The organism is Massilia sp. BKSP1R2A-1 (genome assembly GCF_050586525.1).
Taxonomy (GTDB): Bacteria; Pseudomonadota; Gammaproteobacteria; order Burkholderiales; family Burkholderiaceae_D; genus Telluria.
Genome location: NZ_JBOBRE010000010.1, coordinates 101,643 through 125,608, shown reverse-complemented (window position 1 = coordinate 125,608; position 23,966 = coordinate 101,643). Strand labels below are relative to the sequence as shown.

The window sequence follows — 23,966 nt, the reverse complement described above, 5'->3', positions numbered from 1 at the left end:
CATGCACGCAACAGCGGTTCCCACCCCGTCCCAGCCCGCCCCGCACACCGCCGCCTACCAGACCGTCGAATTCGACGCGGGGCTGCTCCAGCGCCTCGGCAAGTCGGGCCCGCGCTATACCTCCTATCCGACCGCCGACCGCTTCGACGAGGACTTCGGCTACCGCGACTACCTGCACGCGGTGGCGGGCATGCGCACCCGCGGCGGCGCCCGTCCGCTGTCGCTCTACCTGCACATCCCCTTCTGCGACACGGTCTGCTACTACTGCGCCTGCAACAAGGTGGTGACGAAGAACCGCGAGAAGGCGGCCACCTACCTGGCCTACCTGAAGCGCGAGATCGCCATGCAGGCGGCACTGTTCTCCAGCACCAACGAGGTGGAGCAGCTGCACTTCGGCGGCGGCACCCCGACCTATCTGAGCGACGCGCAGATGGACGACCTGATGGCCCACCTGCGCCGCAGCTTCCGTTTCGCGCCTGACGCCGCCGGCGAATTCTCGATCGAGGTCGACCCGCGCACCGTGTCGCCGGAGCGCGTGCACACCCTGCGCCGCCAGGGCTTCAACCGCATCAGCCTGGGCGTGCAGGACTTCGACCCCGAGGTCCAGCGCGCCGTCAACCGGGTCCAGCCCGAGGAAGAGACGCGCGCCGTGATCGATGCGGCCCGGGCCGCGGGTTTTCGTTCGGTGAGCATCGACCTGATCTACGGCCTGCCGAAGCAGACCCTGGAGACCATGCGCCAGACCCTGGACAAGGTGGTGGCGGCGGATCCAGACCGCATCGCGGTCTACCACTACGCCCACATGCCGCACCTGTTCAAGCCCCAGCGCCGCATCGTCGACGCCGACATGCCGGACAGCGAAACCAAGCTGCTGATGCTCCAGCTGTGCATCGAGCGCCTGGTCGACGCCGGCTACGTCTACATCGGCATGGACCATTTCGCCAGGCCGGGCGACGACCTCGCCGTGGCCCAGCGCCAGGGCCGCCTGCACCGCAACTTCCAGGGCTACTCGACCCATGCCGACACCGACCTGGTGGCCTGCGGCGTGTCGGCGATCGGGGCCGTGGGCGCGACCTACAGCCAGAACGTCAAGACCCTGGACGCCTACTACGAGCTGCTCGACCAGAACGAGCTGCCGGTGGTGCGGGGATGGCGGCTCGGCATGGACGACGCCCTCCGCCGCAGCCTGATCCAGAAACTGATGTGCCAGTTCGAGGTCTCGATCCCCGCGCTCGAGCAGGCCTTCCCGATCGTGTTCCGCGATTACTTCGCGCCCGAACTCGCGCGCCTGCGGGAAATGGAAGACGACGGCCTGCTCACCATCGGCGAGGAGTGGCTGAGCGTGACCATGAAAGGACGCCTCCTGATCCGGAATATCTGCATGGTGTTCGACCGCTATCTCGCCGTGCGCCCGGAAGGTCCGCGCCACTCGCAAACCGTATGATGACCCTCCACGGCATCGGCCTCCTGCCCGTCTTCCTCGTCGGCCTGTTCGGCAGCGTCCATTGCGCCGGCATGTGCGGCGGCATCGTCGCTGCGCTGTCCACCCCTGGCCAGGGGCGCAAGGCGTTCCCGGTGCCGGTGCGGACGGTGGGCGGCGCTGCCGCGGCGTGGCCGGCTGCCGCGACCCACGTCGCCGCCTACAATGCGGGCCGGCTGGCCAGCTATGCCACCGCCGGCGCACTCGCCGGCGGCCTGGCCGGCGGCCTCGGCGCGCTGGCCGGGCTGCCCGCCCTGCAGGTGGCCGGCTACTGGGCCGCCAACCTGATGCTGGTGGCGCTGGGACTCTATCTGCTCGACGCCTGGCGCGGCCTGGCCTGGCTGGAACGCGGCGGCCGGGTGCTGTGGCGGCGCGTCGCGCCAATGCTGGCCGTCCTGAAGCCCTTCGATTCCCCCGGCCGCCTGTTCGCGGCCGGCGCCCTGTGGGGCTGGCTGCCCTGCGGCATGGTCTACAGCGTGCTGGCGACGGCCATGCTGAGCGGTTCGGCGCCGGGCGGCGCGGCCGTGATGCTGGCCTTCGGCCTCGGCACCCTGCCGATGCTCGCCGCGATCGGCATGGCCGGCGTGCGCCTGCGCACCGTGCTGCAGCTGCGCGCCGTGCGCGCCGCCTGCGGCCTGCTGGTGCTGGGTTTCGGCCTGCTCGGCCTGTGGCGCGCGAGCGTCGGCCTGCCGGCCGGCGCCGCCGATCTCCTGTGTATCGGAGCGGCGCAATGAGCGCCGTGCTGGTCGAGGCGGTGCGGGACGCGCAGGGCGCCAGGGGAGAGCCGGCCCAGTGCTACCACTGCGGCCTGCCGGTCCCGGGCGGCAGCCGCTGGGAGGCGCACGTGGGCGGCGCGATGCGCAGCATGTGCTGCCCCGGCTGCGCGGCCGCGGCCGAAGCCATCGTGGCCGGTGGGCTCGGCAACTATTACGAGAACCGCACCGAGTTCGCCGCCACCGCGAGCGGCGGCGCCGACGCGCCGGAACTGGCACTGTTCGACGAAGCCGGCGCGAACGGGGAGGGCAGCTTCACCATCGAGGGCGTGCGCTGCGGCGCCTGCGTCTGGCTGGTCGAGCGCCGCCTGGGCGCGCTGCCCGGCGTGCGCGAGGTGTCGCTGAACGTCGCCACCGGCCGCATCCATCTGCGCTGGGACCCGCAGCTGTGTCGCCCGAGCACCATCGTGCGCGCGCTGCGCGCGATCGGCTACACCGCCTATCCGTACGAGGCGCAACGCCACGGCGACGCCATGCAACGCGCCCGCCGCACCCTGTTCCGCCAGCTCTTCGTGGCCGGCCTGTCGATGATGCAGGTGATGATGTACGCGGTACCGGTCTACCTGGCGGGCGACGGGACCATGGACGCGGACATGCGGGCCCTGATGCAATGGGCCTCCTTCGCCCTGACCCTGCCGGCCGTGCTCTACTCGGCGCTGCCCTTCTTCGCGGGCGCCTGGCGCGACCTGCGGCGCGGCATGCCGGGCATGGACGTGCCGGTGGCCCTCGGCATCGTGGCGGCCTTCGCCGGCAGCTGCGTGACCCTGCTGGCCGGGGAGGGCGAGGTCTACTTCGACTCGATCACGATGTTCATCTTCCTGCTGCTGGGCAGCCGCTACCTGGAGCTGGAAGCGCGCCGGCGCGCGACCGAGGCGCTCGATACCCTGCGGCGCGGCGCCCCGGCATCGGCGAATCGCCTGCGCGGCGATCCGGCCCTGCGCGACAGCGAGCTGGTCCCGGCAGCGAAACTGGCGCCGGGCGACCTGGTGCTGGTCAAGCCGGGGCAGGCGGTGCCGGCCGACGGCCAGGTGGTCGAAGGCGCGACCGAGGTCGATTTCTCGCTGCTGAGCGGCGAAAGCAGGCCGCGTCCCGCCGCGGTGGGCGATTCTCTCCCCGGCGGGGTGGTCAATGCCGGCCAGGCGATCGTGGTGCGCGTGACGTCGAGCGCCCACGAAAGCACGCTGGCCATGCTGGTGCGCCTGGTGGAGCGCGCGGGCCAGGGCAAGCCGGCCATCGCGCTGTGGGCCGACCGCGTCGCGGCCTGGTTCGTGGTGGCGCTGTTGGTGCTCACCGCCGTGGTCTACGCGATCTGGCATGTGCTCGACCCGGCCCGCGCCTGGCAGGCGGCGATCGCGGTGCTGGTCGTGAGCTGCCCCTGCGCGCTGTCGCTCGCCACGCCCACCGCGCTGGCCGCCGCCACCGACCGCCTGCTGCGCCGCGGCGTGCTGGCCGTCGCGCCGCACACCCTCGAGACCTTCGAGCGCGCCACCCACGTGGTATTCGACAAGACCGGCACGCTCACCCATGGCTGCCCGCGGCTGCGCCGGGTGCTGCCGGTGAGCGAACTCGATCGCGAGGCCTGCCTGCGCATCGCCGCCGCCCTGCAGGCCGACAGCTCGCATACCCTGAGCAGCGCGGTGCGCGCCGCCATGCCCGAGCCGGGCCTGCAGGCGCGCGATCTGCGTTTCGAGATCGGGCGCGGCATCGAAGGCAGCATCGACGGCGTGGTCTACCGCATCGGCAGCGCGCCCTTCGTCGCCGAGCTGGCGGGCGGCGCGGCGCGCACCGCGGCGCCGCCGGGCACCACCACGGTGTGGCTGGGGACGGCCGGCGCCTGGCTTGCGCGCTTCGACCTGTCCGACAGCCTGCGCGAAGAAGCGATCGACGTGGTGCGGCGCTTCCGCGACGGCGGCAAGACCGTGGTGCTGCTCAGCGGCGACGAGCAGGCCGTGGCCCAGGCCGTGGCGAACCAGCTCGGCATCGCGCATGCCTACGGCGGCCGGCTGCCGGCCGAGAAGCTGGCCTTCGTGCGCGAGCTGCAGAAGGGCGGCGCGGTGGTGGCGATGGTGGGCGACGGCGTCAACGATGCGGCGGTGCTGAGCGGCGCCGACGTGTCCTTCGCGATGGGACGCGGCGCCGAGCTGGCCCAGCTGCATGCGGACGGCGTGCTGCTGGGCGAGGGCCTGGGGCCGCTGGCCGACGCCGCCGATACGGCGCGCCGCACGCTGGCCATCGTGCGCCAGAACCTGGTCTGGGCCACGGTCTACAACCTGGCCGCGATTCCCGCGGCGGCGAGCGGCCTGCTCAATCCTTGGCTGTCGGGGATCGGGATGGCGGCGAGTTCGGCGCTGGTCGTGCTCAATGCCCTGCGGCTGAGGAAGGATTGAGATGGAAGCGCTGTATTTGCTGATCCCGCTGAGCGTGATGCTGGTGGCGCTGGCGGTGTGGATTTTCTTTGGCGCCGCGGAGAGCGGGCAGTTCGAGGATCTCGAAGGGCCGGGGATGCGGATACTGGTCGATGACGATCGGGTTGGGAACGACCGCGACACGATGCGTAGGTGAGTCGAACGCGCGGTCGGCGGGGCCGACCACCCTACATGACGGCATCACATCGAGGGACCGCGGCCGGTATGCCGGTCTTTCTCGAGCTGTTTCTGGCATTCGATGCACAGGCGCACCGTGGGCGTGGCCAGCAGGCGCGCTTCCGGGATGTCGCGCCCGCAGGATTCGCAGATGCCGGCGCCGCCGGATTCGAGCTTGCCGATGGCGACGTCGATCTCATGCAGCAGCTTGGATTCGTGGTCGGCCAGGTGCTGCTCGTTATGGCTGAGCATTTCCGATTGCGGCGCATCGTCGCTCTGGCCCTGGTGGGCCAGCGGACCGATGGATGGCGCTTCGTCGTCCGGGGACTCGGTGCGCGAGCGGACGGAGTCCAGCAGGTCTTCGCGGGCCTGGTGCAGGCTCGCCCTCAATTGTTCCGACACGGATTGCGATAGAGGCGGCATGGCGTTTTTCCTGTGTGGGTAAGGCTGCAGGGGCCGCTGCGCACGCGGACGCAACAGGCCGTTGCATAGCTCATCTGATGCTGAACAATTTGATTCACATCAAGGATTTTTACTGTCCGAAAAACGACACTCCTGATTGTCATTCATTAAGGTATTTTCAGGAGAGCATCTTGGACACCAGTCTAAACTATAACTACAAGATCGTGCGCCAGTTTGCCATCGCCACGGTCGTGTGGGGCGTCATCGGCATGGCCGCCGGCGTCTTCATCGCGGCCCAGCTGGCCTGGCCCGCGCTCAACTTCGACGTCCCCTGGCTGAGCTACGGCCGCCTGCGTCCCCTGCACACCAACGCCGTCATCTTCGCCTTCGGCATCTGCGGCCTGTTCGCCACCTCCTACTACGTCGTGCAGCGCACCTGCCAGGTGCGGCTGTTCTCGGACAAGTTGGCTGCCTTCACCTTCTGGGGCTGGCAGGCGGTGCTGGTGTCGGCCGCTGTTTCTTTGCCGATGGGTTTCACGCGCGGCAAGGAATACGCCGAGCTGGAATGGCCGATCGCCCTCCTGATCACCGTCGTCTGGGTGGCCTATGCCGTGGTCTTCTTCGGCACCCTCGTCAAGCGCCGCGTCAAGCACATCTATGTGGCCAACTGGTTCTTCGGCGCCTACATCCTCGCGGTCGCCATCCTCCACGTCGTCAACGGTGCGGTGATCCCGGTGTCGCTGATGAAATCGTACTCGGTGTATGCAGGCGTGCAGGACGCGATGATCCAGTGGTGGTACGGCCATAATGCCGTGGGCTTCATCCTGACCGCCGGCTACCTGGGCATGGTCTACTACTTCATCCCGAAGCAGGCCGAACGGCCCGTGTATTCGTACCGCCTGTCGATCGTGCACTTCTGGGCCCTGATCTTCACCTATATGTGGGCCGGCCCCCACCACCTGCACTACACCGCGCTGCCCGACTGGACCCAGTCGATCGGCATGGTGTTCTCGCTGATCCTGCTGGCGCCCAGCTGGGGCGGCATGATCAACGGGATCATGACCCTCTCGGGCGCCTGGCACAAGCTGCGCTCGGACCCGATCCTGAAGTTCATGATCGTCTCGCTGTCCTTCTACGGCATGGCGACCTTCGAGGGCCCGATGATGTCGATCAAGACCATCAACTCGCTGTCGCACTACACCGACTGGACCGTCGCCCACGTCCACGCCGGCGCCCTGGGCTGGGTCGGCTTCATCACCATGGGCTCGATCTACTACCTGATTCCGCGCCTGGCGGGCAGGAAGCAGATGGCGAGCGTGGCCCTGGTCGACGCCCACTTCTGGGTCGCCACCATCGGCATCGTGCTCTACATCGCCTCGATGTGGATCGCCGGCGTGATGCAGGGCCTGATGTGGCGCGCGGTGAACCCGGACGGCACCCTGACCTACACCTTCGCCGAAAGCGTCAAGGCCACCTACCCCTATTACGTGATCCGCTTCAGCGGGGGCTTGCTCTACCTGTCCGGCATGGTCCTGATGGCCTGGAACACCTGGCTGACGATGCGCGGCGCGAAGAACGCGGATGCGCCCATCCCGACCGACAAGCACCCGCATCTCGCGCACCCCGAAGCGGCGCATGCCTGAACCTGGAGCAGATTGAACATGAAATTTTCCCATGAATGGATCGAGAAGAACCCCTGGCTCCTCATTGGCCTGGTGCTGCTCGTGATCTCCTTCGGCGGCCTGGTCGAGATCGTGCCGCTGTTCTTCCAGAAATCCACCACCGAGCCGGTCGCAGGCTTGAAGCCTTACTCCCCGCTGCGGCTCGCGGGCCGCGACGTCTACATCCGCGAGGGCTGCTACAACTGCCACTCGCAGATGATCCGTCCCTTCCGCGCCGAGACCGAGCGCTACGGCCACTATTCGGTGGCGGGCGAGTTCGTCTACGACCACCCCTTCCAGTGGGGCTCGAAGCGCACCGGACCGGACCTGGCGCGCGTCGGCGGCCGCTACAGCGACGAGTGGCACCGCACCCACCTCGACAATCCGCGCGACGTGGTGCCGGAATCGAATATGCCGTCCTATCCCTGGCTGGCGGGCGCCAAGCTCAATCCGCGTGAAATCATCCCGAAGATGCGCGCGATGCGCACGCTGGGCGTGCCCTACAGCGAGGAAGAGATCCAGGCGGGACCCGCGGAACTTGAGGGCAAGACCGAGCAGGATGCGCTGATCGCCTACCTGCAGGGCCTGGGCACCCAGATCAAGACGAGGAATTAACCATGGCACTCCAAACAGGTTATTTGGACGCGGTACGCGTCTTGGCAATTCTTGATAACGCCAGCAGCGTGATGACGGTGATCAGCTTCACGACCTTCCTGGGCATCCTGGGCTGGACCTTCGTGCTGCGCAAGCGCAGCGATTTCGACACGGCCGCACAGCTGCCTTTCGCGGATGAAGCGGGGGAGAACGACCGTGGCTGATTTCTTCAACGGTTTCTGGCACTGGTACATCGCCATCATCACGGTCCTGTCCATCCTCGGCTGCGGCATCCTGCTGTGGTCGCAGTCGACCCACCGCGTCAAGCTGCGCGCCGACGGCACGCCCGAGAAAACGACGGGGCACGTCTGGGACGAGGACCTGACCGAACTGAACACGCCGATGCCGCGCTGGTGGATCGTGCTGTTCTACCTCACCATCGTGTTCGGCATCGGCTACCTGGTGCTCTATCCGGGCCTGGGCAGCTATGCCGGGAAACTCGGCTGGAATTCGACCGGCGAATACAAGGCCGAGCTGAAACAGGCCAGGGCGGAATTCGGCCCGCTGTTCGCGAAATACGCCGGCCAGGACCTGAAGGCCGTGGCGCGCGATCCCCAGGCCCACGCCATCGGAGAACGGCTGTTCCTGACCTACTGCGCGCAATGCCACGGCTCGGATGCGCGCGGCAGCAAGGGCTTCCCGAACCTGCTCGACAACGACTGGCTGCACGGCGGCGAACCGTCCACCATCAAGCAGACCATCATGCAGGGCCGTGTCGGCAATATGCCGGCGATGGGCGCGGCCCTCGGCTCGGACAAGGACATCGAGAGCGTGGCCCACTACGTGCGCAATCTGTCCGGTCTCACGGCCGACCCGATCAAGGTCGCTTTCGGCAAGCCGAAGTTCGCCGCCTGCGCCGCCTGCCATGGCGCGGAAGGCAAGGGCAATCCGATGCTGGGCGCTCCCAACCTGGCGGACAAGGTCTGGCTCTATGGCGGCAGCCAGGAGACCGTGATGGAAACCATCCGCAAGGGCCGCGCCAACACCATGCCGGCCTTCGGCGAATTCCTGGGCGAAGAGAAGGTGCACGTGCTGGCGGCTTATGTGTGGAGCCTGTCCAACCAACCCATCGTGACGGCTGAAGCAAAATGAACACCCCCCAGGAGGCGGTCATCCGCATGTATGCGGCGCGCGAAGAAATCTACCCGCGCGAGATCGAGGGCCGCTACGCCTCGCTGCGCTGGGCCTGCGTCTGGCTCACCCAGCTGCTGTTCTACGGCCTGCCCTGGATCTCGATGAACGGCCGCCAGGCGGTGCTGTTCGACCTGGCCAGCCGCAAGTTTTACCTCTTCGGCCTGGTGCTGTGGCCGCAGGACTTCATTTACCTGGCGGCCCTCCTGATCCTGTGCGCCTACGGGCTGTTCCTGGTGACGGCGGTAGCGGGGCGGGTGTGGTGCGGCTTCGCCTGCCCGCAGACGGTGTATACCGAGATCTTCCTGTGGATCGAGCGCAGGTTCGAAGGCGCGAGAAGCGCCCGCATCCGTCTCGCGCGCCAGCCCTGGACGCTGGAGAAGATCGCGCGCAAGGGCGGCAAGCATGTGGCCTGGCTGGCGGTGGCGCTGTGGACCGGTTTCACCTTCGTGGGTTACTTCACGCCGGTGCGCGAGCTGGGCAGTGGCGTGGCCGGCCTCACGCTGGGCCCCTGGGAGAGCTTCTGGGTGCTGTTCTACGCCCTGGCCACCTACGGCAACGCCGGCTGGCTGCGCGAGCAGGTCTGCAAGTACATGTGCCCGTATGCGCGCTTTCAGAGCGCGATGTTCGACAAGGACACGCTGATCGTCACCTACGACGCGGCGCGCGGCGAGCCGCGCAACCCGAGGCAGACGGCGCCCGGCGCCGGCGACTGCATCGACTGCAGCATGTGCGTGCAGGTGTGTCCGACGGGGATCGACATCCGCAAGGGCCTGCAGTACGAATGCATCGGCTGCGCCGCCTGCGTGGATGCCTGCAACGGCGTGATGGACAAGGTGAAGCGCCCGCGCGGCCTGATCCGCTACGCCACCGAGAATGCGCTGGCCCAGCGGTTCACGCCCGCCCGGGTGCGCCGGCGTGTCCTGCGCCCGCGCGTGCTGGTCTACACCGCCGTGCTGGCCATCCTGGGCACGGCCATGGTCACCTCGCTGGCCCTGCGCAACCCGCTCAAGCTGGACGTGATCCGCGACCGCGGCTCGATGGGACGCGAGGTCGAGGACGGGATGATCGAGAACGTCTACCGGCTGCAGCTGATGAATACCGTGGAGGACGCGCAGCGCCTGCGTATCGCCGTCAGCGGCATCAAGTCGGCCCGGGTGGTCGAAGGAGAGGTCGTCGACATCGACCCGGCTTCCACGCGCGCCATGCCCGTGCGGGTGCGCGTCAATCCGGGCGAGGCGATGCCGGGCTCGAACCGGATCGCCTTCCATGTGACGTCAAGCGACGGTCACGGCCTGAGGGTCGAGGAGGACGCGGTCTTCCTCGTGCCGAAATGAAGAAGGAGAAGGACATGGGAGCGAATCCCGCGTTGGGGGCAAGCGCGCCCTGGTACCGCCACCGCTGGCCGTGGTTCTTGATGATCGGGCCGGCGCTGGTGCTGGTCGGCGGCGTCGTCATGATCTGGCTGGCGACAACGCGCCCGGATGCGATGGTGGTCGGCGACTACTACAAGCAGGGCAAGGCCATCAACCAGGAACTGCGCCGCGACCGCGAAGCCACCCGCCTGGGCCTGGTCTTCGAGTCCCGTTACGACCCGGCCCAGGGGAAGTTGCGGGGGCGCCTGCTCAGCCACGGCAAGCCGGTGGCGGCGCCCTTCCACATCCGCCTGGCCCACCCGACCCAGCCCGAGCGCGACCGCGTGCTCGAGGCGCTGCCCGATGCGGGAGGGCGCTTCACCGCTGCCGCGCCAAAGCTGGAGGCGACGCACTGGCAGGTCGTGGTCGAGGGCGGGGCGCGCGACTGGCGCCTGGCGGGCAGCTGGGACTGGAGCAAGGACGCGGCGCTGGAGATCGAGGCCGACGCGCCCTGAGATAGCGTGTATGGCCTCGATCGATGGCTCAGGCGCCGGCCGCCGCTGCGGCCGTTCTGAAGCCAACGATGATACCGGTGACGAAGGGGATCGCACAGTTCGCGGCGAAGGCGATCAGGAGCGGCGCGGCCCATGACCGGCGGGTATAGGCTTCGCCATGGCGGTCGTCGATACGGCTGATTTGCGGGTAGGCCGAGAAAACGACCCAGATGCCGAACACGGCGAAGCCGGTCCACCATGGGACCACGTGATCTTCGCGTTCGAGCAGGACCGCGGCGGCGGCCAACAGGTATCCCGCCAGGCTGATCGCGAAGGTGCCTGCGAACCAGTAGCGCGCCCGCCTGGCCTGGCCCGGCTGACCGAGCCGTTCCCGGTTGCGCATGTGCAGCCAGGCGCCGAGTGCGGGAGACAGGAGCAGGCCCCATAGTGCAGCAGCGATGGGGTTCCACAGCGCGACGGTCTCGCTGCCGGTCGTGATGGTATCGTCTGCAGTCGTGTCCAGCGTCGTATCCATACACTCCCTCCATTGGGTTGCCCAGTGGAAAGAATTTAGGCGTTGAGGTGCAGAGCGCTTCACTCCGCCCGGAAGCCGCGTCCGGTCGCGGCCCAGTAGATCCCGCCGTACAGGTGGTGCAGGAAGACCGGGTCGCGGTAGGTCGCTGCCATATGCCCCAGCGCCGTATAGAAAGCGCGCCCGCCCTCGTAGGGCTGGTACCAGCTGATCGGGTGGAAGGCGCCCATGCCCGCGCCCTCCCGGTCCGGCCACTTCGTTTTCGGCGCGTAGGTGGATTCGTCGACGCTCAGGAGGTAGGTCAGCGTGTTCGACGTGGCGGGGCCGAACTCATACCACTCGTCGGTGAACAGGGTCCGCGGCGCGAAGCGCTCCATGCCGGGGAAGTTGCGCTCGCGGACCTGCAGCACGGCCGTCTGCACCGCGGGATGGACCTTGAACATGTGGCCCACCATCTTCGTATACCACGGCCAGCCGTATTCGGTGTCGGAGGCGCTGTGTACGCCCACGAAGCCGCCGCCCTTGCGGATGTAGCGCTCGAAGGCCGCCTGCTGGGCCTCGTCGAGGACGTCGCCGGTGGTGAGGAGGAAGATCACGGCCCCGTACTTGGCCAGCTCGGCGTCGTTCATCACGCGGTTCGCGTCGGCGGTCCAGAACACGCCGAAATCGTGCAGCTTGCCCAGCTCCTGCACGGCCGCGACGCCCGCATGCACGGCGTCGTGGTGCCAGCCGGCGGTCTTCGTAAAGAGGAGGACCTTGAACTGTTCGGCATGGGCGGGCGCGGCGCCGAGGAGGGCGGTCGACAGGGCAAGGGCGGTGAAACAAAATTTCATATGCGGGCCGGGTATGAAAGAATATTTCAGCAAACTTGATGGCGTGCACGAGGGGCAAGACCCTCATAGTGCCACACGGTCGAGCTGGAACGAATCGGTATGCGAATCGAGTGGCTGCTTCGTTACTGGCCGGCGGTTGCCGCGACGGGCGCCATCGCCTTCTTCATTCCGCACGTGGGCTGGGCCCTCGGCGTCCTCGCCTGCGGCGCAGGGCGGGCTTCAAGCCTGCATTGGCTGGCCTGGGGCGGTGCGTGCCTGCTTTACCTGGGCGGCGAGTGGCTGATTGTGGAGCGGATGTTCAGGGAGAGAGCCGGGCGAACGGCGGCGTAACCGCACCGTCCAAGGGCGGCAGCACGGTATCCAGCACGTTACCGAAACTGCGCGGCTGCCCCGTCCATTTCACCGGCGGCGGTGTGACAGGTGGGGGCGGAGGTCTGCCGATCTCAGTCCAGGCGCCGTCCTGCATCCGGTACTCCGCAAGGCGAGTATGCGCCCCAGCGATTCCGCCGCGCTCGAAGCGCACCAGGAGGCGCCCCGCTTCCCGCTCGATCGAGACCAGGCGCGCATGGTAGGTGCCGGGCGCTCTCACGCACCACGGACTGAACGGCGCCCCGGCATCCCCCATTTCCCCATACTGCCGTTCCAACAGGTCGCGGACCTGTTCGGGCAGGCTGGCCATTGTCACGGCGCCCGACGGCTCGGCCGCTGCGGCGGCGCCGGCGAGGCTCACGGCCAGCAAGGCGGCAAGGATGCGCATGGGGACTCTCCAGGGTAATGAGCGGCCAGTCTAGCACCGGGAGGCTAGGCTACGTCAATGCAGCGTGCATGCATTGTTCTTGTCAGCATTTCCATGTTAGATTCCTGCGCGGCGAGCCCGGCGTGCGACGCCGCCCACCCGATCACGACAAGGAAGAGACCAACGATGCCATCCCTCCGTCTGCGCGCCGCCATCGGCGCCCTGTTCATCCCCGCGGCCATTGCCGTCGCCAGCCTGCCGCTCGCCGCCCAGGCAGCCACACCAGGCAAGGCGGCCGCCGCCAAGCCGAACAAGGCCTTCGACACCTGGGCCGAGAAATTCGCGGAGGACTGGGTGCGCATGAACCCGCAGTCGGCCACCTCGACCCAGTACTTCAGCGGCGCCGAACAGGCGCGCCTGGACCGCGAGCTCACGCCGCTCACCAAGGCCCAGCGCCAGAAGATGCAGGCGATGGCCCGTACCGGCCTCGCGCGCCTGGAAAAGTGGATGGCCGGCCCGCTCGACGAGAACCAGCGGGTCTCGGTCAGCGTCATGCGCTGGTCGCTGCAGAACGTGATCGCCAACGAGCCCTTCGAAGACCACAACTTCGTCTTCTCGCAGTTCAGCGGCGTGCAGGTCAGCCTGGTCAACTTCATGACCACCACCCACCCGATGCGCAACCCGCAGGACGTCGACAGCTACCTGGCGCGCCTGGAGCAGGTCGGCACCCGCATGGACGAAGCGCTTTCGCGCGCCCGCGACGCGGCAAGCAGGTCCCTGATCCCGCCGCGCTTCATCCTCGAGCGCGCCCAGTACCAGGTCGACACCTTCCTCAAGCCCGCTGCGAACGAGAACGTGCTGGTGACCTCGCTGGCCCAGCGCACCGAGAAAATGGAAGGCCTGTCGCCGGAGGCGCGCAAGGCCGCACTGGCGCGCGCCGCCGGCATCGTCGAAGAGCGGATTCGTCCTTCGTACAAGCGCGTGCAGGCATTCATGGCCGAGATCCACCCGCGCACCGGCGACGTGGCCGGCATTTCGCGCCTGCCGAACGGCGCCGCCGCCTACGCGCGCGCGGTCGAGAACTTCACCAGCACCCGCTTGAGCCCGAACGAAATCCACGAGATCGGCCTGCGCGAAGTGGCGCGCATCGAAGGCGAGATGGACCGCCATTTGCGCGCGCTCGGCCTTACCGAGGGCAATATCGAGACCCGCATGAAGCAGCTCGACGCGCGCTTCCAGCCGAAAGGCGAGGGCGATCCGCGTCCCGCCATCCTGGCCAGCTACGCCGAAATGGTGAAGGACGCCGAACGCCGCAGCAGCACGCTGTTCAACCTGAAGCCACGCGCGCCGGTCGAAGTGCGCCGCGAGCCGCCGCTGACCGAGCCTTCGGCCGCCGCCCACTACTCGCTGCCGGCGCCGGACGGCACCCGCCCCGGCATCTTCTGGGTGCCGATGCGCGGCCCGACCTTCGACATGATCCGCATGCGCAGCCTGTCCTACCACGAGGCGGTCCCGGGCCACCACTTCCAGCTGGCGATCCAGCAGGAACTGACCGGCATTCCGAAATACCGCAGCCAGCGCATCTTCAGTGGCGGCAGCGCCCACTCCGAAGGCTGGGCCCTCTACACCGAGCGCCTGGCGGTGGAGCAGAACTGGTATGAAGGCGACGTCCCGGGCCTGCTCGGCGCGCTGGGATCGGAACTGTTCCGCGCCCGCCGCCTCGTGGTCGACACCGGCCTGCACTCGAAGGGCTGGACCCGCCAGCAGGCCATCGACTACGGCATCGGCGCCCAGGAAGTCGAGCGCTACGTCGCCTGGCCGGGCCAGGCCAATGCCTACATGATCGGCATGCTGCGCATCATCGAGTTGCGCGAGAAGGCGAAGAAGGAACTGGGCGACAGATTCTCCCTCCCGGCCTTCCACGATCTGGTGCTGGGCGCCGGTTCGGTGCCATTGGACGTGCTGGGCGAGCTGGTGGACGGCTGGATCGCGAAGCAGAAGAAGGCTTGACGCGGGATCGGCGGCCCGGCGTGACAATGCGTGAGCCTGTCACGCCGCCGCTGAGCTATCGTGTCGAACCTTCTGCAATAACAAGGACACCATGAAAGCAGCCATCCTGGCGCTGGCCATCCTCGTCCCGATCGCGGCGGCCGACGCCGTCGCAGCCGATGCGGCGCCATCGAGCACCGTGGTCACCCGCCTGGGCCTCTCGAGCACCGAGTTCTCCTGCTCCGACAGCGCCGGGCGTGAATGCCATTACCTGATCCTGCACTCGCTGTGCAATGAACGCTTCCTCGCGCCGGGACAGAAGGAGCGCACCTGCACCTACTCGGAAGCGGCGCCGCCGTTCCGGATCAAGTCGGGCGAACGCAAGAAAATCAGCGGCCTGGCCCAGGACTACCTGTACACGATGAAGGTGGGCGCCGCGCCGACGGTACAAGACGTGCTGCGCGAACCGATCAAGCATTGAGCCGGCTTGCCGGATAAACGCCATGAGGAGGCAGCCATGGGACGACGATGGCTGACAAGGTTGACGATGACGCTCACCCTATCCGCAATCCCCGTTCTGAGCGCGGCAGCGCCCCTGCCGGAGGCGCAGGCCGGCGCCCTGACACGCCGGCTCCAGGCCATCGTCGACGATCCGGCGATGCCGCTGCCCGGCCTGTCGGTGCTCGCGATCCGCGCCGGCGAGGTCGTCTACACCGGCCAGTTCGGCCACAAGCGCCTCGCCACTGCATCGATGCCGGCCGAGCCGATGGATGCGGACACCATGTTTCGCATTGCCTCGATTTCCAAGCTGGTCACGGCGCTCGGCGTGATGAAGATGGTGGAGGAGGGCGCCCTGTCCCTCGATGCGGACGTGGGCGCCTACCTGGGCTACCGCCTGCGCAACCCGCACTTTCCCGGGCAGCCGATCAGCCTGCGCATGCTGCTCACCCATACCGCTTCGCTGCGCGACGAGGGCGGCTTCAGGTGGGCGCCCGAGATCGACCTGCAAGAGGTGCTGCTGCCGGGCGGGCGCCACCACGGAAGTGGCGCCATGTGGTCCCGCACGCACGCGCCGGGCAGCTGGTTCGAGTACGTCAACCTCAACTCGGGCATGGTCGCCACCGTCATGGAGGCGGCATCCGGCGAGCGTTTCGACCGCCTGATGCGCCGCCTCGTCTTCGATCCCATGGGCCTGAAGGCCGGCTTCTACCTGGCCGACTTCGCACCCGCGCGCATCGACGACGTGGCGACCCTCTACCGCAGGCGCGAAAAGGATGGCGCCGAGCGCTGGGATCCGCGCGGCCCCTGGATCGCGCAGTCGGACGACTTCCACATCCAGGCCCCGGTCGCACCGCCCGGCCTGGATCGCTATGTGGCCGGGACCAATGGCACCCTGTTCGGCCCCCAGGGAAGCCTGCGCATCTCCACCGCCGAGCTGGGGAGCATCATGCTGATGCTGATGAACGGCGGCCGCCACGGCGGGCGGCAGATCCTGCGCGCGGACACGGTCGCCGCCATGCTGGCCCGCGAGTGGACGATCCGGGAAGGCGTGAACGGCAGCCGGAGCGGCGACGGCGGCGCCTATCCCGGCCTGTACCAGGCCTGGGGCCTGGGCAACCAGCACTTCCTGGATGCGAGCACCGTGGACGACGGGCGTGCACGCGGCGACCGCCTGGTCGACGGCGGCGGATTCACCGGCGTCGGCCATCTCGGCTGGGCCTGGGGAGTGAATGCGCTCTTCGTGTTCGATCCGGCCACGAAGAACGGTATGATCTATGCCGCCAGCGGCGTCGGCGCCGATCCGGACACCCAGCCCGGGCGCTTCTCGTCCGAGAGCCGCTTCCAGGAGCGGATCACCGATGCCCTGTACCGTGGGGCCATCCTCGGGGAAGGCGCCGGATCATCCAACTGAGCCATTTTCTTGATGACCTTCGTAAGGAGCACAGCATGGAAACACAGGAAATCTACCGCGGCCGCCTGATCGACCATATCCAGCTGGTGGTGCGCGACCTGAAGGCCTCGCGCACCTTCTACACCGCCGTGTTCGAGGTGCTCGGCATCCCGCTCGGCGGAGACGGCCCCGACTATTTCTGGGCCGACGAGCTGTTCGTCTCGAGCCGCAAGAGCCGCGCCGCGCAGGGCGTGCTCACCGGCCGCCACCACCTGGCCTTCCAGGCGCGCGACGGGAAGATGGTGAACGCCTTCTACTATGCGGCCCTCAAGGCCGGCGGCAGGGACAACGGCCGGCCCGGCGAGCGCCCCTACCATCCGGGCTACTACGGCGCCTTCGTGCTCGACCCCGACGGCAACAATATCGAGGCTGTCTACCACGGCAAAGCGAAGAGCAGCGCCCCTTTCGTGCGCATCACCTTCTGAGGGCCGCGCGGCGCAGGGTGGGCCTGAAACCCGCTATACTGCGCCGACCATGCGCATCCAGCTTTTCTCCGACCTGCACCTCGAACGCTACCCGGCGTTCGTCCCCCTGATCGACCCCGCCACCGACGTCGTCGTGCTGGCGGGCGACATCGGCTCCTACCAGTCCGGCTCGCGCCTCACCAGCGAGGACTTCGGCCTCGCACGCTTTTCGCCGCTGCGCGCGGGCGCCACGAACGCCCGGGTGCTCTACATCCCCGGCAACCACGAATTCGACGGCCTCGAATTCGACGAGGCCTACGCGCGCCTGCGCGCCACCTGCGCAGATCTCGGCATCGAATGGCTGGACCGCGAGACCCTCGTCATCGGCCACGTGCGCTTCATCGGCACCACCCTGTGGAGCGACTTCGATGCGCTGGCCGTGCAGGAGACGGTGCTGACGAAACAGCTGCAGCGCCGCGAAAAGGCGTTCCGGGCGGCGAACTACTACCTCGCCAAGAACACGACCCTGAAGGATGGCGTGCCGGTGCTGGCCGAAGGCATCCGCGCGATGTCGCTCGATTGCCAGGAATGGCTGCGCGGCGCCCTGGAGACGCCGTTCGAGGGCGCCACGGTCGCGGTGACGCACTTCGCGCCCAGCCTGCGCAGCGCCGATCCGCGCTACGGCCTCACGCCCGGCACCGCGGGCTTCTGCAACGCGCTCGACGCGCTGCTGCCGCTGGCCGATGTGTGGATGCACGGCCACCTGCACTGCGCCAACGATTACCTCGCCAGCGGCGAGAACGGGGACGGTCGCTGGTCCTGCCGCGTGGTGGCCAATCCGCTCGGCTACCTGAGCAAGGGGGAGCAGGAAGCCTTCCGCCCCGAGCTGGTCATCGACCTGTAAGGCTTCACTTCCTGTGCGCCGAGGCGCAGGACACCACGCCGCCCACCATCAGCACCAGCGCCGCCACCTCGAGCCCGGTCGGCCAGCGCGCCTCCCACATGAACCCGTACAGCGAGGCGAAGACGGTCTCGAACACGATCAGCTGCCCCGTCAGGGCCAGCGGCAGGCTGCGGCTGGCGTAGTTCCACAGGCCATTGCCCACCACCGAGCACAGGATCGCCACCGCCAGCGCCACGCCGCCGAAGCGCAGCCACTCGGCGCCCGCATGCCCGTCGCCGCCGAGCATGAAGGCCGGCACCGCGAGGACGACCGCTTGCGCCCCTGTCATGACGCCGGTGAGCAGGCTCCACTCGTGGGCCGTGATGCCGCCCAGGCGCGCCAGGCAGCGGCTGTTGGCCACCGCGTAGATGGTCCAGGATACCAGGGCGCCGACCGCGCAGGCCAGGCCCAGGGGCGCGCCGCCGCCCTGCGCGGAGGCCAGCGACTGCCAGGCGATGCAGCCCAGGCCGGCCGCGCCCAGCAGCAGGGCCGGGGCCAGGCGCCGCAGGGGCAGGGCGCCGTGGTCGCGGCTGCCGACCAGGGTGACGCTCAAGGGCAGCAGGCCGATCACGATCGCCGTCATCACGCCGCCGCCCGACTGCACGGCCTGGGCCACGAACAGGTAGTAGACGATGTTCCCGCACAGGCTGAGCCAGGCCAGCTGGCGCCATTCGCGCCAGCCCAGGCGGGGCAGCAGGCGGCGCCACATGGGGGCGACGAGCAGCGCCGCCACCAGCCCGTAGGCGAGATAGCGTCCTGCCGAGAGCTGCAAGGGCGTGAAGCCCGGCACGAGGATGGGGGCGAGGAAGACCAGGCCCCAGAAGGAGCCGGCGAGGATGCCGGCGCCGATGCCGAGCCGGGTGTCGTGAAGCGGGGTAGGCGATCGCGCGTGCATGAATTCTCCTGAAAGCGGAGATTCTGGGCTGCACGGCGGGCAGCATCTTGGCCGGGGCTACTGCGCCTTTGACCGCTTCTCGCGATGTTGCGTGCGGTAGGCGGCCGGTGTGGTGTCGAGCATGCGCCGCATCGCCCGCGTCAATGCGCTCTGCTCGGAGAAGCCGGCCGCCAGCGCGATCTCGGCGACCGGACGGTCGGTACTGCCGAGCAGCGTGCAGGCGCGCTTGAGGCGGCAGTCCAGCAGCCAGCCGTGCGGGCTGGCGTCCAGCTCCTCGCGGAACAGCGCGTGCAGGCGGCTCACGCTCAGGTTGGCCGCGCGCGCCATGGTCTCGGTGGTCCAGGGCAGGCCGGGATCGAGCTCGATGCGCGCGAGCAGGGCGGCCAGGCGCGAGGCGGGCCGGGGCGCGCCCATGCCCAGGGTATCGAGCAGCAGCGGCGCCCAGCCCTGCACCATCTGCGGCGCGAGCGGCTGGCTGTCCGCCAGGATGCCCATGAACTCGACCAGCTTGCGCGCCGCCGGGCCGATCCCGGTAAAGGGCCGCGCCAGCAGTCCGGCCCAGGGGCCGTGCGCGAAGGCCTCGGCCGCTACGTCGAGGATGAGGGAACGGTTGGCGACCCGGCTGTACTGGGAATGCCAGGCGCCGGGCGCGACCAGGGCCGCATGCAGGGGATCGAGCCGTTTCTCGCGGCCCTCGATCTCGAGCGCCACCTGGCCGCCGAGCGGCAGCACCACCTGGGCAAAGGCGTGGCGGTCGGCGTCACGCGTCTGGCCGTAGCTGCGCAGGTGCAGTTCGAAGCGCGGCGTGGGCTGCATGGAATATCCCGGGCTCAGCCCATCGGGCTGCACACATCGGTGCCGGCGGCGATCGCCTTGAGCTTGGCCGGGTCGAGCAGGGCGACTTCGCGCTTGTCGACCTCCAGCCAGCCCTGCTTCTTGAAGCGCGACAGCAGGCGGCTGATGCTTTCGATGGTCAGGCCCAGGTAGTTGCCGATATCCTCGCGCGACATGCGCAGCTGGAAGCGGTTCGGCGAATAGCCGCGCGCCGCGTAGCGGGCCGACAGGTTCACGAGGAAGACGGCGAAGCGCTGCTCGGCCCGCATATTGCCGAGCAGGAGCATGACGTTCTGCTCGCGCGTGATTTCCTGGCTCATGATGCGGTGGAAGTGGCGCAGCAGGGCCGGCACCTGGCCGAACAGCTCTTCCAGGCGCGAGAAGGGGATCTCGCAGACCTCGCTGTCTTCCAGCGTTACGGCATCGCAATGGTGGCTGCCGCTGATCGCATCCATGCCGAGCAGCTCGCCCGCCATCTGGAAGCCCGTGATCTGCTCTTCGCCGGCCGCATTCACCTGGTAGGTCTTGAAGTGGCCGAAGCGCACCGCATACAGGCTGCGGAAGGGCTCGCCCATCTTGTACAGGCGTTCGTCCTTGGCCAGCCGGCGGCGCCCGCCGATGATCTGGTCGAGGCGGTTGATGTCGGCATCCTCGAGTCCCATGGGCAGGCACAGCTGGTGCATGCTGCAATTGCTGCAGCTGGTCTTGAGGGCCTGGATGTTGAGCGGCGATTCGCCCGGCAGCGAGATGGCTTGGTTCATGGCGGAAAACGAAATGCTGACGAGGTCATTATAGACGGCTCGCCAGTTCCCGGCATTTCATTTTCTGGGAGGAAGCCGTCCGGGGCCGGCCCCGGACGGCGTGCAGGATTACAGATGGTGACGTCGTTCCGCCTTCATCCGGTAATACTCGCTACGGCCTTTCCGCACCACCGTGTCGGCGATCTGCGCTGCCTCGCCGGCTGCCTGGTTAACCGAGGCAAAGGCGTTCGGATCGTGCTTCAGGGCCTCGACGGTCTTGCGGGCCGGCTCGGAGCCGCTGAGGGCCAGGCCGAAGGTCGCCGATACGGCCAGCTCGGCCGCCAGGGTTTCGGCGCTCAGGGCCGTTACCCCGGTCCTGGCGGCATCAAGCTGCTCGAACGCCGCCTGCGGCGCGGCAAGGCTGCGGGCCAGGCCGATGTCGCCGGCAAGCTGCGCCAGGAAGTCGACCGCCGCCTGACTGGCCGAGCGGTTGGCCAGGTCGCCGAGCCGGATCAGGGCGATGTTCTTCGCATTGAAGACGGCGCGGCCGGTGCGCGGGCTTCTCACGAAGTCGATCAGGGCGCCGGTGGCGATCTCGCTGCCGATGTAGCCGAGGGTGGCCACGATCTGGCCCAGGTACTGCTCGTGCTTTTCCGGCTCGTTCACCAGCCAGTCGAGCAGCTTGCGCGCATCCGCTTCGCCATATTGCGAGGCCAGCTCCCAGGGCACGCCCTCGATCCAGGGCTGGCGGACGAAGTCGCGCACGTCCGCCGGCGCCTGCAGGCCCTGCATATCGCAGTTGCAGCCGCTGGCCGGCAGCACCTTGCCGGCGATGTTCAGGGGGCCGGCCAGGTAGGCCGCCGACTCGGCGGCATTGACCACGTTGTGGTCGGACCCGACCGACGGGAACATGACGGCGCGCGGGTCGTCGGTGCGGTGGCCCAGGCCGCAGTTGTGACCATACTCGTGGACCCAGATCAGGCCTTCCTGGCCGGCGTCGAAGCGCACCGCGGCCACGTTGACGTTGGCGCTGCCGACCGGGGCGCAGCCGATGATGTTGTCGCCGGGGCCGCCGCACCAGCGGATCGCCTGCACGACCTTGACCCCGGAGCCGGCCGTCAACAGCGCGGTCAGGTCGGCCGAGGTCGCGATGGTCGCCGGGACGGTTGCCGGCAGCACGCGGACCGCGCCGTTGCGAACGAACTGGACGGCCGTGGCGACGTCCGGGCCGGTGTCGTCGTTCTGCAGGATGGTGCCCATGTCGCCCAGGATCCGGTCAGCCTCGGCCTCGGATAGTAGAACGCTGCTGTGGCGGTGCACCGTCACCGACACGGTCCGGGTGCCGGTCACCGCCGGGTTCACCACCAGGTAGTCGGCGTAGATCGAGATGTCCGAGGGCCATTCGATATTGACCCAGATGTCGACCCCGCCCGCGCGCGGGGCCACGTTGTGGAGCGTGTAGCGGGCGGAGCCGATGAACTTGCCGGAATCGGGCCCGCCGCCCGCGCCTTCCGCGATCGACACGAAAACCTGGGAGCGGGTATCGACCTCGCCCCAGTTCAGCCGCAGCAGCCACTGGCCGCGCCGCGCGCCCCAGTCGTGCCGGTAGGTGAAGCCATTGCCGCTCAGGGCCGGTTGCAGGCCGCCGCTGCCGGTCTGGACGTCGGCCGTGGCCTCGGCCCAGGGGGCGGCATTGCCGGACGAGCCGGCGCGCTGCCGGGTGTCCAGGCTCATGACCGCGTCGCGGTCGAGACGATCGTTGGGCGCCATGTGAATCTCCTTTGCAAGGAAAGGTGAAGGACGAGACAAGCGAAACTGGAGTGAGCACGAGGAGGGATGACGGGCGGGAGCACACCGGGTGAAAGCCTGCGGTACCTGCCGGGTTCGTCATCGTCAGCCAATATAGACGAGCGCTTCGCCCCTGCACCGGCGATCTGCGTCGACATTAATCTGGGTCAGTGCCCTATGGTTTTCTGCCCAACTGGAAGCCGCGCACGATTGGACAAGAAACAAAAAACGGCAAGCGTGCGCACCCGTCCCGCATGCTAGATTCCGGACACCGTATCGGGTGAGAGCCTAGGAGCCTGCATGTTCGGTTTGTCTGCTTTGGATCTGGCGCGCGTGCAGTTCGCGTTCACGATGTCTTTCCACATCCTGTTTCCGGCGATCACCATCGGCATGGCGAGCTACCTGGCCGTGCTGGAGCTGTGCTGGCTGCGCACGAAGCGGCAGGTCTACGTCGACCTCTACCACTACTGGCTCAAGGTCTTCGCGGTCTGCTTCGGCATGGGGGTGGTCTCGGGCATCGTGATGGCATACCAGATCGGGACCAACTGGAGCTACCTGTCCGAGTTCGCCGGCAGCATCCTGGGTCCGATCCTGTCCTACGAGGTGCTGACCGCCTTCTTCCTGGAAGCGGGCTTCCTCGGCGTGATGCTGTTCGGCTGGAACCGCGTCGGTCCGGCCCTGCACTTCGCCGCCACCTGCGCGGTGGCCATCGGCACCCTGATCTCCTCGACCTGGATCCTGGCCGCCAACAGCTGGATGCAGACCCCGCAGGGCTATGCCATCGAGGGCGGGCGCATGGTGCCCGCCGACTGGCTGGCCATCGTCTTCAACCCCTCCTTTCCCTACCGCCTGCTGCACATGGTGATCGCGGCCTACCTCACCACGGCGCTGATCGTCGGCGCGGCCGCCGCCTGGCAGCTGCTCAGGAAGCGCGACAACCCGGCGGTGCGCAAGATGATGTCGATGGCGATGTGGATGATCCTGCTGGTCGCGCCGATCCAGGCGGTGGTGGGCGACTTCCACGGCCTGAACACCCTGGAGCACCAGCCGGCCAAGCTGGCGGCGATGGAGGGGCACTGGCGGAACGAGCCGGGCGAGGCCGTGCCGCTGCTGCTGTTCGGCATTCCCGACATGGAGGAGGAAAGGACGAAATACGCGATCGGCATCCCGCACCTGGGCAGCCTCATCCTCACCCACAGCTGGAATGGCCAGTTCAAGGGCCTGAAGGAGTTTCCCCGCGAAGACAGGCCGAATTCCCTGATCGTGTTCTGGAGCTTCCGCCTGATGGTGGGGCTGGGCCTCCTGATGATACTGCTGGGGGCATGGAGCCTGTGGCTCAGGCGCAAGGTGGCGGGAGAAGCACGGCTATGGCGCCAGCGCGCCTTCCTGCGCTTTGCGCTGTGGATGGGGCCGGCCGGCCTGGTCGCCATCCTGGCCGGCTGGACCACGACCGAGGTCGGGCGCCAGCCCTGGGTGGTCTACGGCGTGCTGCGCACGGCGGATGCGGTCTCGCCCCATGGCGCCGGTCCGCTGGCGCTGACCCTGGCCATCTTCGTGGTCGCGTATTTCTTCGTATTCGGGGCCGGCACCGCCTTCGTGCTGCGCATGATCCGCAAGGGCCCCCAGCACTTCGCGCTGCACTCCCCCGCACAGGGCGGCCCGGGCGAGGAGCGCACGCCGATGCGGCCGATCTCGGCGGCCGACGTGCAGAGCGACGACGACGACGAGGTCGCCAGGCCCGACCACCTGCCCGACATCAAGGGCAGCGACGCTGACAAGGAACGCTGAC

24 protein-coding genes are annotated in these 23,966 nt (G+C 68.2%); 16 read left to right on the top strand and 8 right to left on the bottom strand.

Features of this window, described 5'->3' with window-relative positions; all coding sequences use genetic code 11:
- Position 1 precedes the first annotated feature (1 nt).
- Genes hemN through ccoS form a run of 4 tightly spaced genes read left to right on the top strand, consistent with a single transcriptional unit; the run spans position 2 to position 4,815 of the window.
- Positions 2-1,444, top strand: coding sequence for an oxygen-independent coproporphyrinogen III oxidase (hemN, locus tag ACQ7JA_RS16520; protein WP_430899648.1), 1,443 nt, complete (start codon positions 2-4; stop codon positions 1,442-1,444).
- Positions 1,441-2,214 carry a sulfite exporter TauE/SafE family protein gene (locus tag ACQ7JA_RS16515; RefSeq protein ID WP_430899646.1) on the top strand — a complete coding sequence of 258 codons (774 nt, stop codon included), beginning with the start codon at positions 1,441-1,443 and terminating at the stop codon, positions 2,212-2,214. The genes hemN and ACQ7JA_RS16515 overlap by 4 nt, the downstream gene beginning before the upstream one ends.
- Positions 2,211-4,640, top strand: a complete 2,430-nt coding sequence (locus ACQ7JA_RS16510; protein WP_430899644.1) for a heavy metal translocating P-type ATPase — start codon at positions 2,211-2,213, stop codon at positions 4,638-4,640. The genes ACQ7JA_RS16515 and ACQ7JA_RS16510 overlap by 4 nt, the downstream gene beginning before the upstream one ends.
- A 1-nt stretch (position 4,641) precedes the next feature.
- On the top strand, positions 4,642-4,815 hold the full coding sequence (gene ccoS / locus ACQ7JA_RS16505; RefSeq protein WP_430899642.1) for a cbb3-type cytochrome oxidase assembly protein CcoS: 174 nt from the start codon (positions 4,642-4,644) through the stop codon (positions 4,813-4,815).
- A gap of 44 nt (positions 4,816-4,859) precedes the next feature.
- Here ccoS and ACQ7JA_RS16500 read toward each other — a convergent pair whose 3' ends face one another.
- Positions 4,860-5,258: a TraR/DksA family transcriptional regulator gene (locus tag ACQ7JA_RS16500; protein ID WP_430899640.1), complete on the bottom strand. Its 399-nt coding sequence runs from the start codon at positions 5,256-5,258 to the stop codon at positions 4,860-4,862.
- A gap of 170 nt (positions 5,259-5,428) precedes the next feature.
- Here ACQ7JA_RS16500 and ccoN point away from each other — a divergent pair, with 170 nt between their 5' ends.
- From ccoN to ACQ7JA_RS16470, 6 genes are read left to right on the top strand one after another with little or no spacing between them, the layout of a single operon-like run.
- A complete protein-coding gene (gene ccoN, locus ACQ7JA_RS16495) occupies positions 5,429-6,880 on the top strand; it encodes a cytochrome-c oxidase, cbb3-type subunit I (RefSeq protein WP_430899638.1) in 1,452 nt (483 codons plus the stop codon).
- 18 nt (positions 6,881-6,898) lie between these two features.
- Positions 6,899-7,513, top strand: coding sequence for a cytochrome-c oxidase, cbb3-type subunit II (gene ccoO, locus ACQ7JA_RS16490; RefSeq protein WP_430899636.1), 615 nt, complete (start codon positions 6,899-6,901; stop codon positions 7,511-7,513).
- A 2-nt stretch (positions 7,514-7,515) separates the two neighbouring features.
- Positions 7,516-7,716: a cbb3-type cytochrome oxidase subunit 3 gene (locus ACQ7JA_RS16485; protein ID WP_430899634.1), complete on the top strand. Its 201-nt coding sequence runs from the start codon at positions 7,516-7,518 to the stop codon at positions 7,714-7,716.
- Positions 7,709-8,644, top strand: coding sequence for a cytochrome-c oxidase, cbb3-type subunit III (gene ccoP / locus ACQ7JA_RS16480; RefSeq protein ID WP_430899632.1), 936 nt, complete (start codon positions 7,709-7,711; stop codon positions 8,642-8,644). The genes ACQ7JA_RS16485 and ccoP overlap by 8 nt, the downstream gene beginning before the upstream one ends.
- Positions 8,641-10,020 carry a cytochrome c oxidase accessory protein CcoG gene (gene ccoG / locus ACQ7JA_RS16475; protein WP_430899630.1) on the top strand — a complete coding sequence of 460 codons (1,380 nt, stop codon included), beginning with the start codon at positions 8,641-8,643 and terminating at the stop codon, positions 10,018-10,020. The genes ccoP and ccoG overlap by 4 nt, the downstream gene beginning before the upstream one ends.
- A gap of 14 nt (positions 10,021-10,034) precedes the next feature.
- A complete protein-coding gene (locus ACQ7JA_RS16470; protein WP_430899628.1) occupies positions 10,035-10,553 on the top strand; it encodes a FixH family protein in 519 nt (172 codons plus the stop codon).
- Between the two features lie 28 nt (positions 10,554-10,581).
- On the opposite strand, the gene ACQ7JA_RS16465 is transcribed toward ACQ7JA_RS16470, so the two are convergent.
- From ACQ7JA_RS16465 to ACQ7JA_RS16455, 3 genes are all read right to left on the bottom strand, one after another.
- Positions 10,582-11,067 carry a hypothetical protein gene (locus ACQ7JA_RS16465; protein ID WP_430899626.1) on the bottom strand — a complete coding sequence of 162 codons (486 nt, stop codon included), beginning with the start codon at positions 11,065-11,067 and terminating at the stop codon, positions 10,582-10,584.
- 59 nt (positions 11,068-11,126) lie between these two features.
- On the bottom strand, positions 11,127-11,897 hold the full coding sequence (locus ACQ7JA_RS16460) for a ThuA domain-containing protein (protein ID WP_430899624.1): 771 nt from the start codon (positions 11,895-11,897) through the stop codon (positions 11,127-11,129).
- Between the two features lie 298 nt (positions 11,898-12,195).
- Positions 12,196-12,654: a hypothetical protein gene (locus tag ACQ7JA_RS16455; RefSeq protein ID WP_430899622.1), complete on the bottom strand. Its 459-nt coding sequence runs from the start codon at positions 12,652-12,654 to the stop codon at positions 12,196-12,198.
- A gap of 165 nt (positions 12,655-12,819) precedes the next feature.
- Between ACQ7JA_RS16455 and ACQ7JA_RS16450 the strand changes: the two genes are divergently transcribed.
- The 5 genes from ACQ7JA_RS16450 (at position 12,820) to ACQ7JA_RS16430 (ending at position 17,881) form a co-directional block, all read left to right on the top strand.
- A complete protein-coding gene (locus ACQ7JA_RS16450; RefSeq protein ID WP_430899620.1) occupies positions 12,820-14,643 on the top strand; it encodes a DUF885 domain-containing protein in 1,824 nt (607 codons plus the stop codon).
- A gap of 91 nt (positions 14,644-14,734) precedes the next feature.
- Positions 14,735-15,103 (top strand): hypothetical protein, encoded by a 369-nt coding sequence (locus ACQ7JA_RS16445; protein WP_430899618.1) that lies wholly within the window; start codon positions 14,735-14,737, stop codon positions 15,101-15,103.
- Positions 15,104-15,139: 36 nt separating this feature from the next.
- Positions 15,140-16,534 carry a serine hydrolase domain-containing protein gene (locus tag ACQ7JA_RS16440; RefSeq protein WP_430899616.1) on the top strand — a complete coding sequence of 465 codons (1,395 nt, stop codon included), beginning with the start codon at positions 15,140-15,142 and terminating at the stop codon, positions 16,532-16,534.
- 35 nt (positions 16,535-16,569) lie between these two features.
- On the top strand, positions 16,570-16,998 hold the full coding sequence (locus ACQ7JA_RS16435; RefSeq protein WP_430899614.1) for a VOC family protein: 429 nt from the start codon (positions 16,570-16,572) through the stop codon (positions 16,996-16,998).
- 49 nt (positions 16,999-17,047) lie between these two features.
- Positions 17,048-17,881, top strand: coding sequence for a metallophosphoesterase (locus ACQ7JA_RS16430; protein ID WP_430899612.1), 834 nt, complete (start codon positions 17,048-17,050; stop codon positions 17,879-17,881).
- Between the two features lie 4 nt (positions 17,882-17,885).
- Here ACQ7JA_RS16430 and ACQ7JA_RS16425 read toward each other — a convergent pair whose 3' ends face one another.
- The 4 genes from ACQ7JA_RS16425 to ACQ7JA_RS16410 form a co-directional block, all read right to left on the bottom strand.
- Positions 17,886-18,815 (bottom strand): DMT family transporter, encoded by a 930-nt coding sequence (locus ACQ7JA_RS16425; protein ID WP_430899610.1) that lies wholly within the window; start codon positions 18,813-18,815, stop codon positions 17,886-17,888.
- A gap of 57 nt (positions 18,816-18,872) precedes the next feature.
- On the bottom strand, positions 18,873-19,631 hold the full coding sequence (locus tag ACQ7JA_RS16420) for an AraC family transcriptional regulator (RefSeq protein ID WP_430899608.1): 759 nt from the start codon (positions 19,629-19,631) through the stop codon (positions 18,873-18,875).
- 14 nt (positions 19,632-19,645) lie between these two features.
- The gene (gene fnr / locus ACQ7JA_RS16415) at positions 19,646-20,410 is read right to left on the bottom strand and encodes a fumarate/nitrate reduction transcriptional regulator Fnr (RefSeq protein WP_430899606.1); all 765 of its coding nucleotides are present in this window, start codon (positions 20,408-20,410) and stop codon (positions 19,646-19,648) included.
- Between the two features lie 108 nt (positions 20,411-20,518).
- Entirely contained in the window at positions 20,519-22,159 is a 1,641-nt protein-coding gene (locus ACQ7JA_RS16410; protein WP_430899604.1) for a hypothetical protein, read from the bottom strand.
- Positions 22,160-22,477: 318 nt separating this feature from the next.
- Here ACQ7JA_RS16410 and ACQ7JA_RS16405 point away from each other — a divergent pair, with 318 nt between their 5' ends.
- Positions 22,478-23,965 (top strand): cytochrome ubiquinol oxidase subunit I, encoded by a 1,488-nt coding sequence (locus ACQ7JA_RS16405; RefSeq protein ID WP_430899602.1) that lies wholly within the window; start codon positions 22,478-22,480, stop codon positions 23,963-23,965.
- The last annotated feature ends 1 nt before the right edge of the window (position 23,966 follow it).

What these genes read in the sequence shown, in the direction of transcription:
- ACQ7JA_RS16470 (WP_430899628.1), top strand. Translation starts at nt 10,035, where the DNA reads ATGGGAGCGAATCCCGCGTTGGGGGCAAGCGCGCCCTGGTACCGCCAC.
- ACQ7JA_RS16515 (WP_430899646.1), top strand. Translation starts at nt 1,441, where the DNA reads ATGATGACCCTCCACGGCATCGGCCTCCTGCCCGTCTTCCTCGTCGGC.
- ACQ7JA_RS16405 (WP_430899602.1), top strand. Translation starts at nt 22,478, where the DNA reads ATGTTCGGTTTGTCTGCTTTGGATCTGGCGCGCGTGCAGTTCGCGTTC.
- ACQ7JA_RS16435 (WP_430899614.1), top strand. Translation starts at nt 16,570, where the DNA reads ATGGAAACACAGGAAATCTACCGCGGCCGCCTGATCGACCATATCCAG.
- hemN (WP_430899648.1), top strand. Translation starts at nt 2, where the DNA reads ATGCACGCAACAGCGGTTCCCACCCCGTCCCAGCCCGCCCCGCACACC.
- ccoG (WP_430899630.1), top strand. Translation starts at nt 8,641, where the DNA reads ATGAACACCCCCCAGGAGGCGGTCATCCGCATGTATGCGGCGCGCGAA.
- ACQ7JA_RS16485 (WP_430899634.1), top strand. Translation starts at nt 7,516, where the DNA reads ATGGCACTCCAAACAGGTTATTTGGACGCGGTACGCGTCTTGGCAATT.
- ACQ7JA_RS16465 (WP_430899626.1), bottom strand. Translation starts at nt 11,067, where the DNA reads ATGGATACGACGCTGGACACGACTGCAGACGATACCATCACGACCGGC.
- ACQ7JA_RS16460 (WP_430899624.1), bottom strand. Translation starts at nt 11,897, where the DNA reads ATGAAATTTTGTTTCACCGCCCTTGCCCTGTCGACCGCCCTCCTCGGC.
- ACQ7JA_RS16445 (WP_430899618.1), top strand. Translation starts at nt 14,735, where the DNA reads ATGAAAGCAGCCATCCTGGCGCTGGCCATCCTCGTCCCGATCGCGGCG.
- ACQ7JA_RS16410 (WP_430899604.1), bottom strand. Translation starts at nt 22,159, where the DNA reads ATGGCGCCCAACGATCGTCTCGACCGCGACGCGGTCATGAGCCTGGAC.
- ACQ7JA_RS16500 (WP_430899640.1), bottom strand. Translation starts at nt 5,258, where the DNA reads ATGCCGCCTCTATCGCAATCCGTGTCGGAACAATTGAGGGCGAGCCTG.
- ACQ7JA_RS16450 (WP_430899620.1), top strand. Translation starts at nt 12,820, where the DNA reads ATGCCATCCCTCCGTCTGCGCGCCGCCATCGGCGCCCTGTTCATCCCC.
- fnr (WP_430899606.1), bottom strand. Translation starts at nt 20,410, where the DNA reads ATGAACCAAGCCATCTCGCTGCCGGGCGAATCGCCGCTCAACATCCAG.
- ACQ7JA_RS16455 (WP_430899622.1), bottom strand. Translation starts at nt 12,654, where the DNA reads ATGCGCATCCTTGCCGCCTTGCTGGCCGTGAGCCTCGCCGGCGCCGCC.
- ACQ7JA_RS16420 (WP_430899608.1), bottom strand. Translation starts at nt 19,631, where the DNA reads ATGCAGCCCACGCCGCGCTTCGAACTGCACCTGCGCAGCTACGGCCAG.
- ACQ7JA_RS16430 (WP_430899612.1), top strand. Translation starts at nt 17,048, where the DNA reads ATGCGCATCCAGCTTTTCTCCGACCTGCACCTCGAACGCTACCCGGCG.
- ccoO (WP_430899636.1), top strand. Translation starts at nt 6,899, where the DNA reads ATGAAATTTTCCCATGAATGGATCGAGAAGAACCCCTGGCTCCTCATT.
- ccoS (WP_430899642.1), top strand. Translation starts at nt 4,642, where the DNA reads ATGGAAGCGCTGTATTTGCTGATCCCGCTGAGCGTGATGCTGGTGGCG.
- ACQ7JA_RS16510 (WP_430899644.1), top strand. Translation starts at nt 2,211, where the DNA reads ATGAGCGCCGTGCTGGTCGAGGCGGTGCGGGACGCGCAGGGCGCCAGG.
- ACQ7JA_RS16425 (WP_430899610.1), bottom strand. Translation starts at nt 18,815, where the DNA reads ATGCACGCGCGATCGCCTACCCCGCTTCACGACACCCGGCTCGGCATC.
- ACQ7JA_RS16440 (WP_430899616.1), top strand. Translation starts at nt 15,140, where the DNA reads ATGGGACGACGATGGCTGACAAGGTTGACGATGACGCTCACCCTATCC.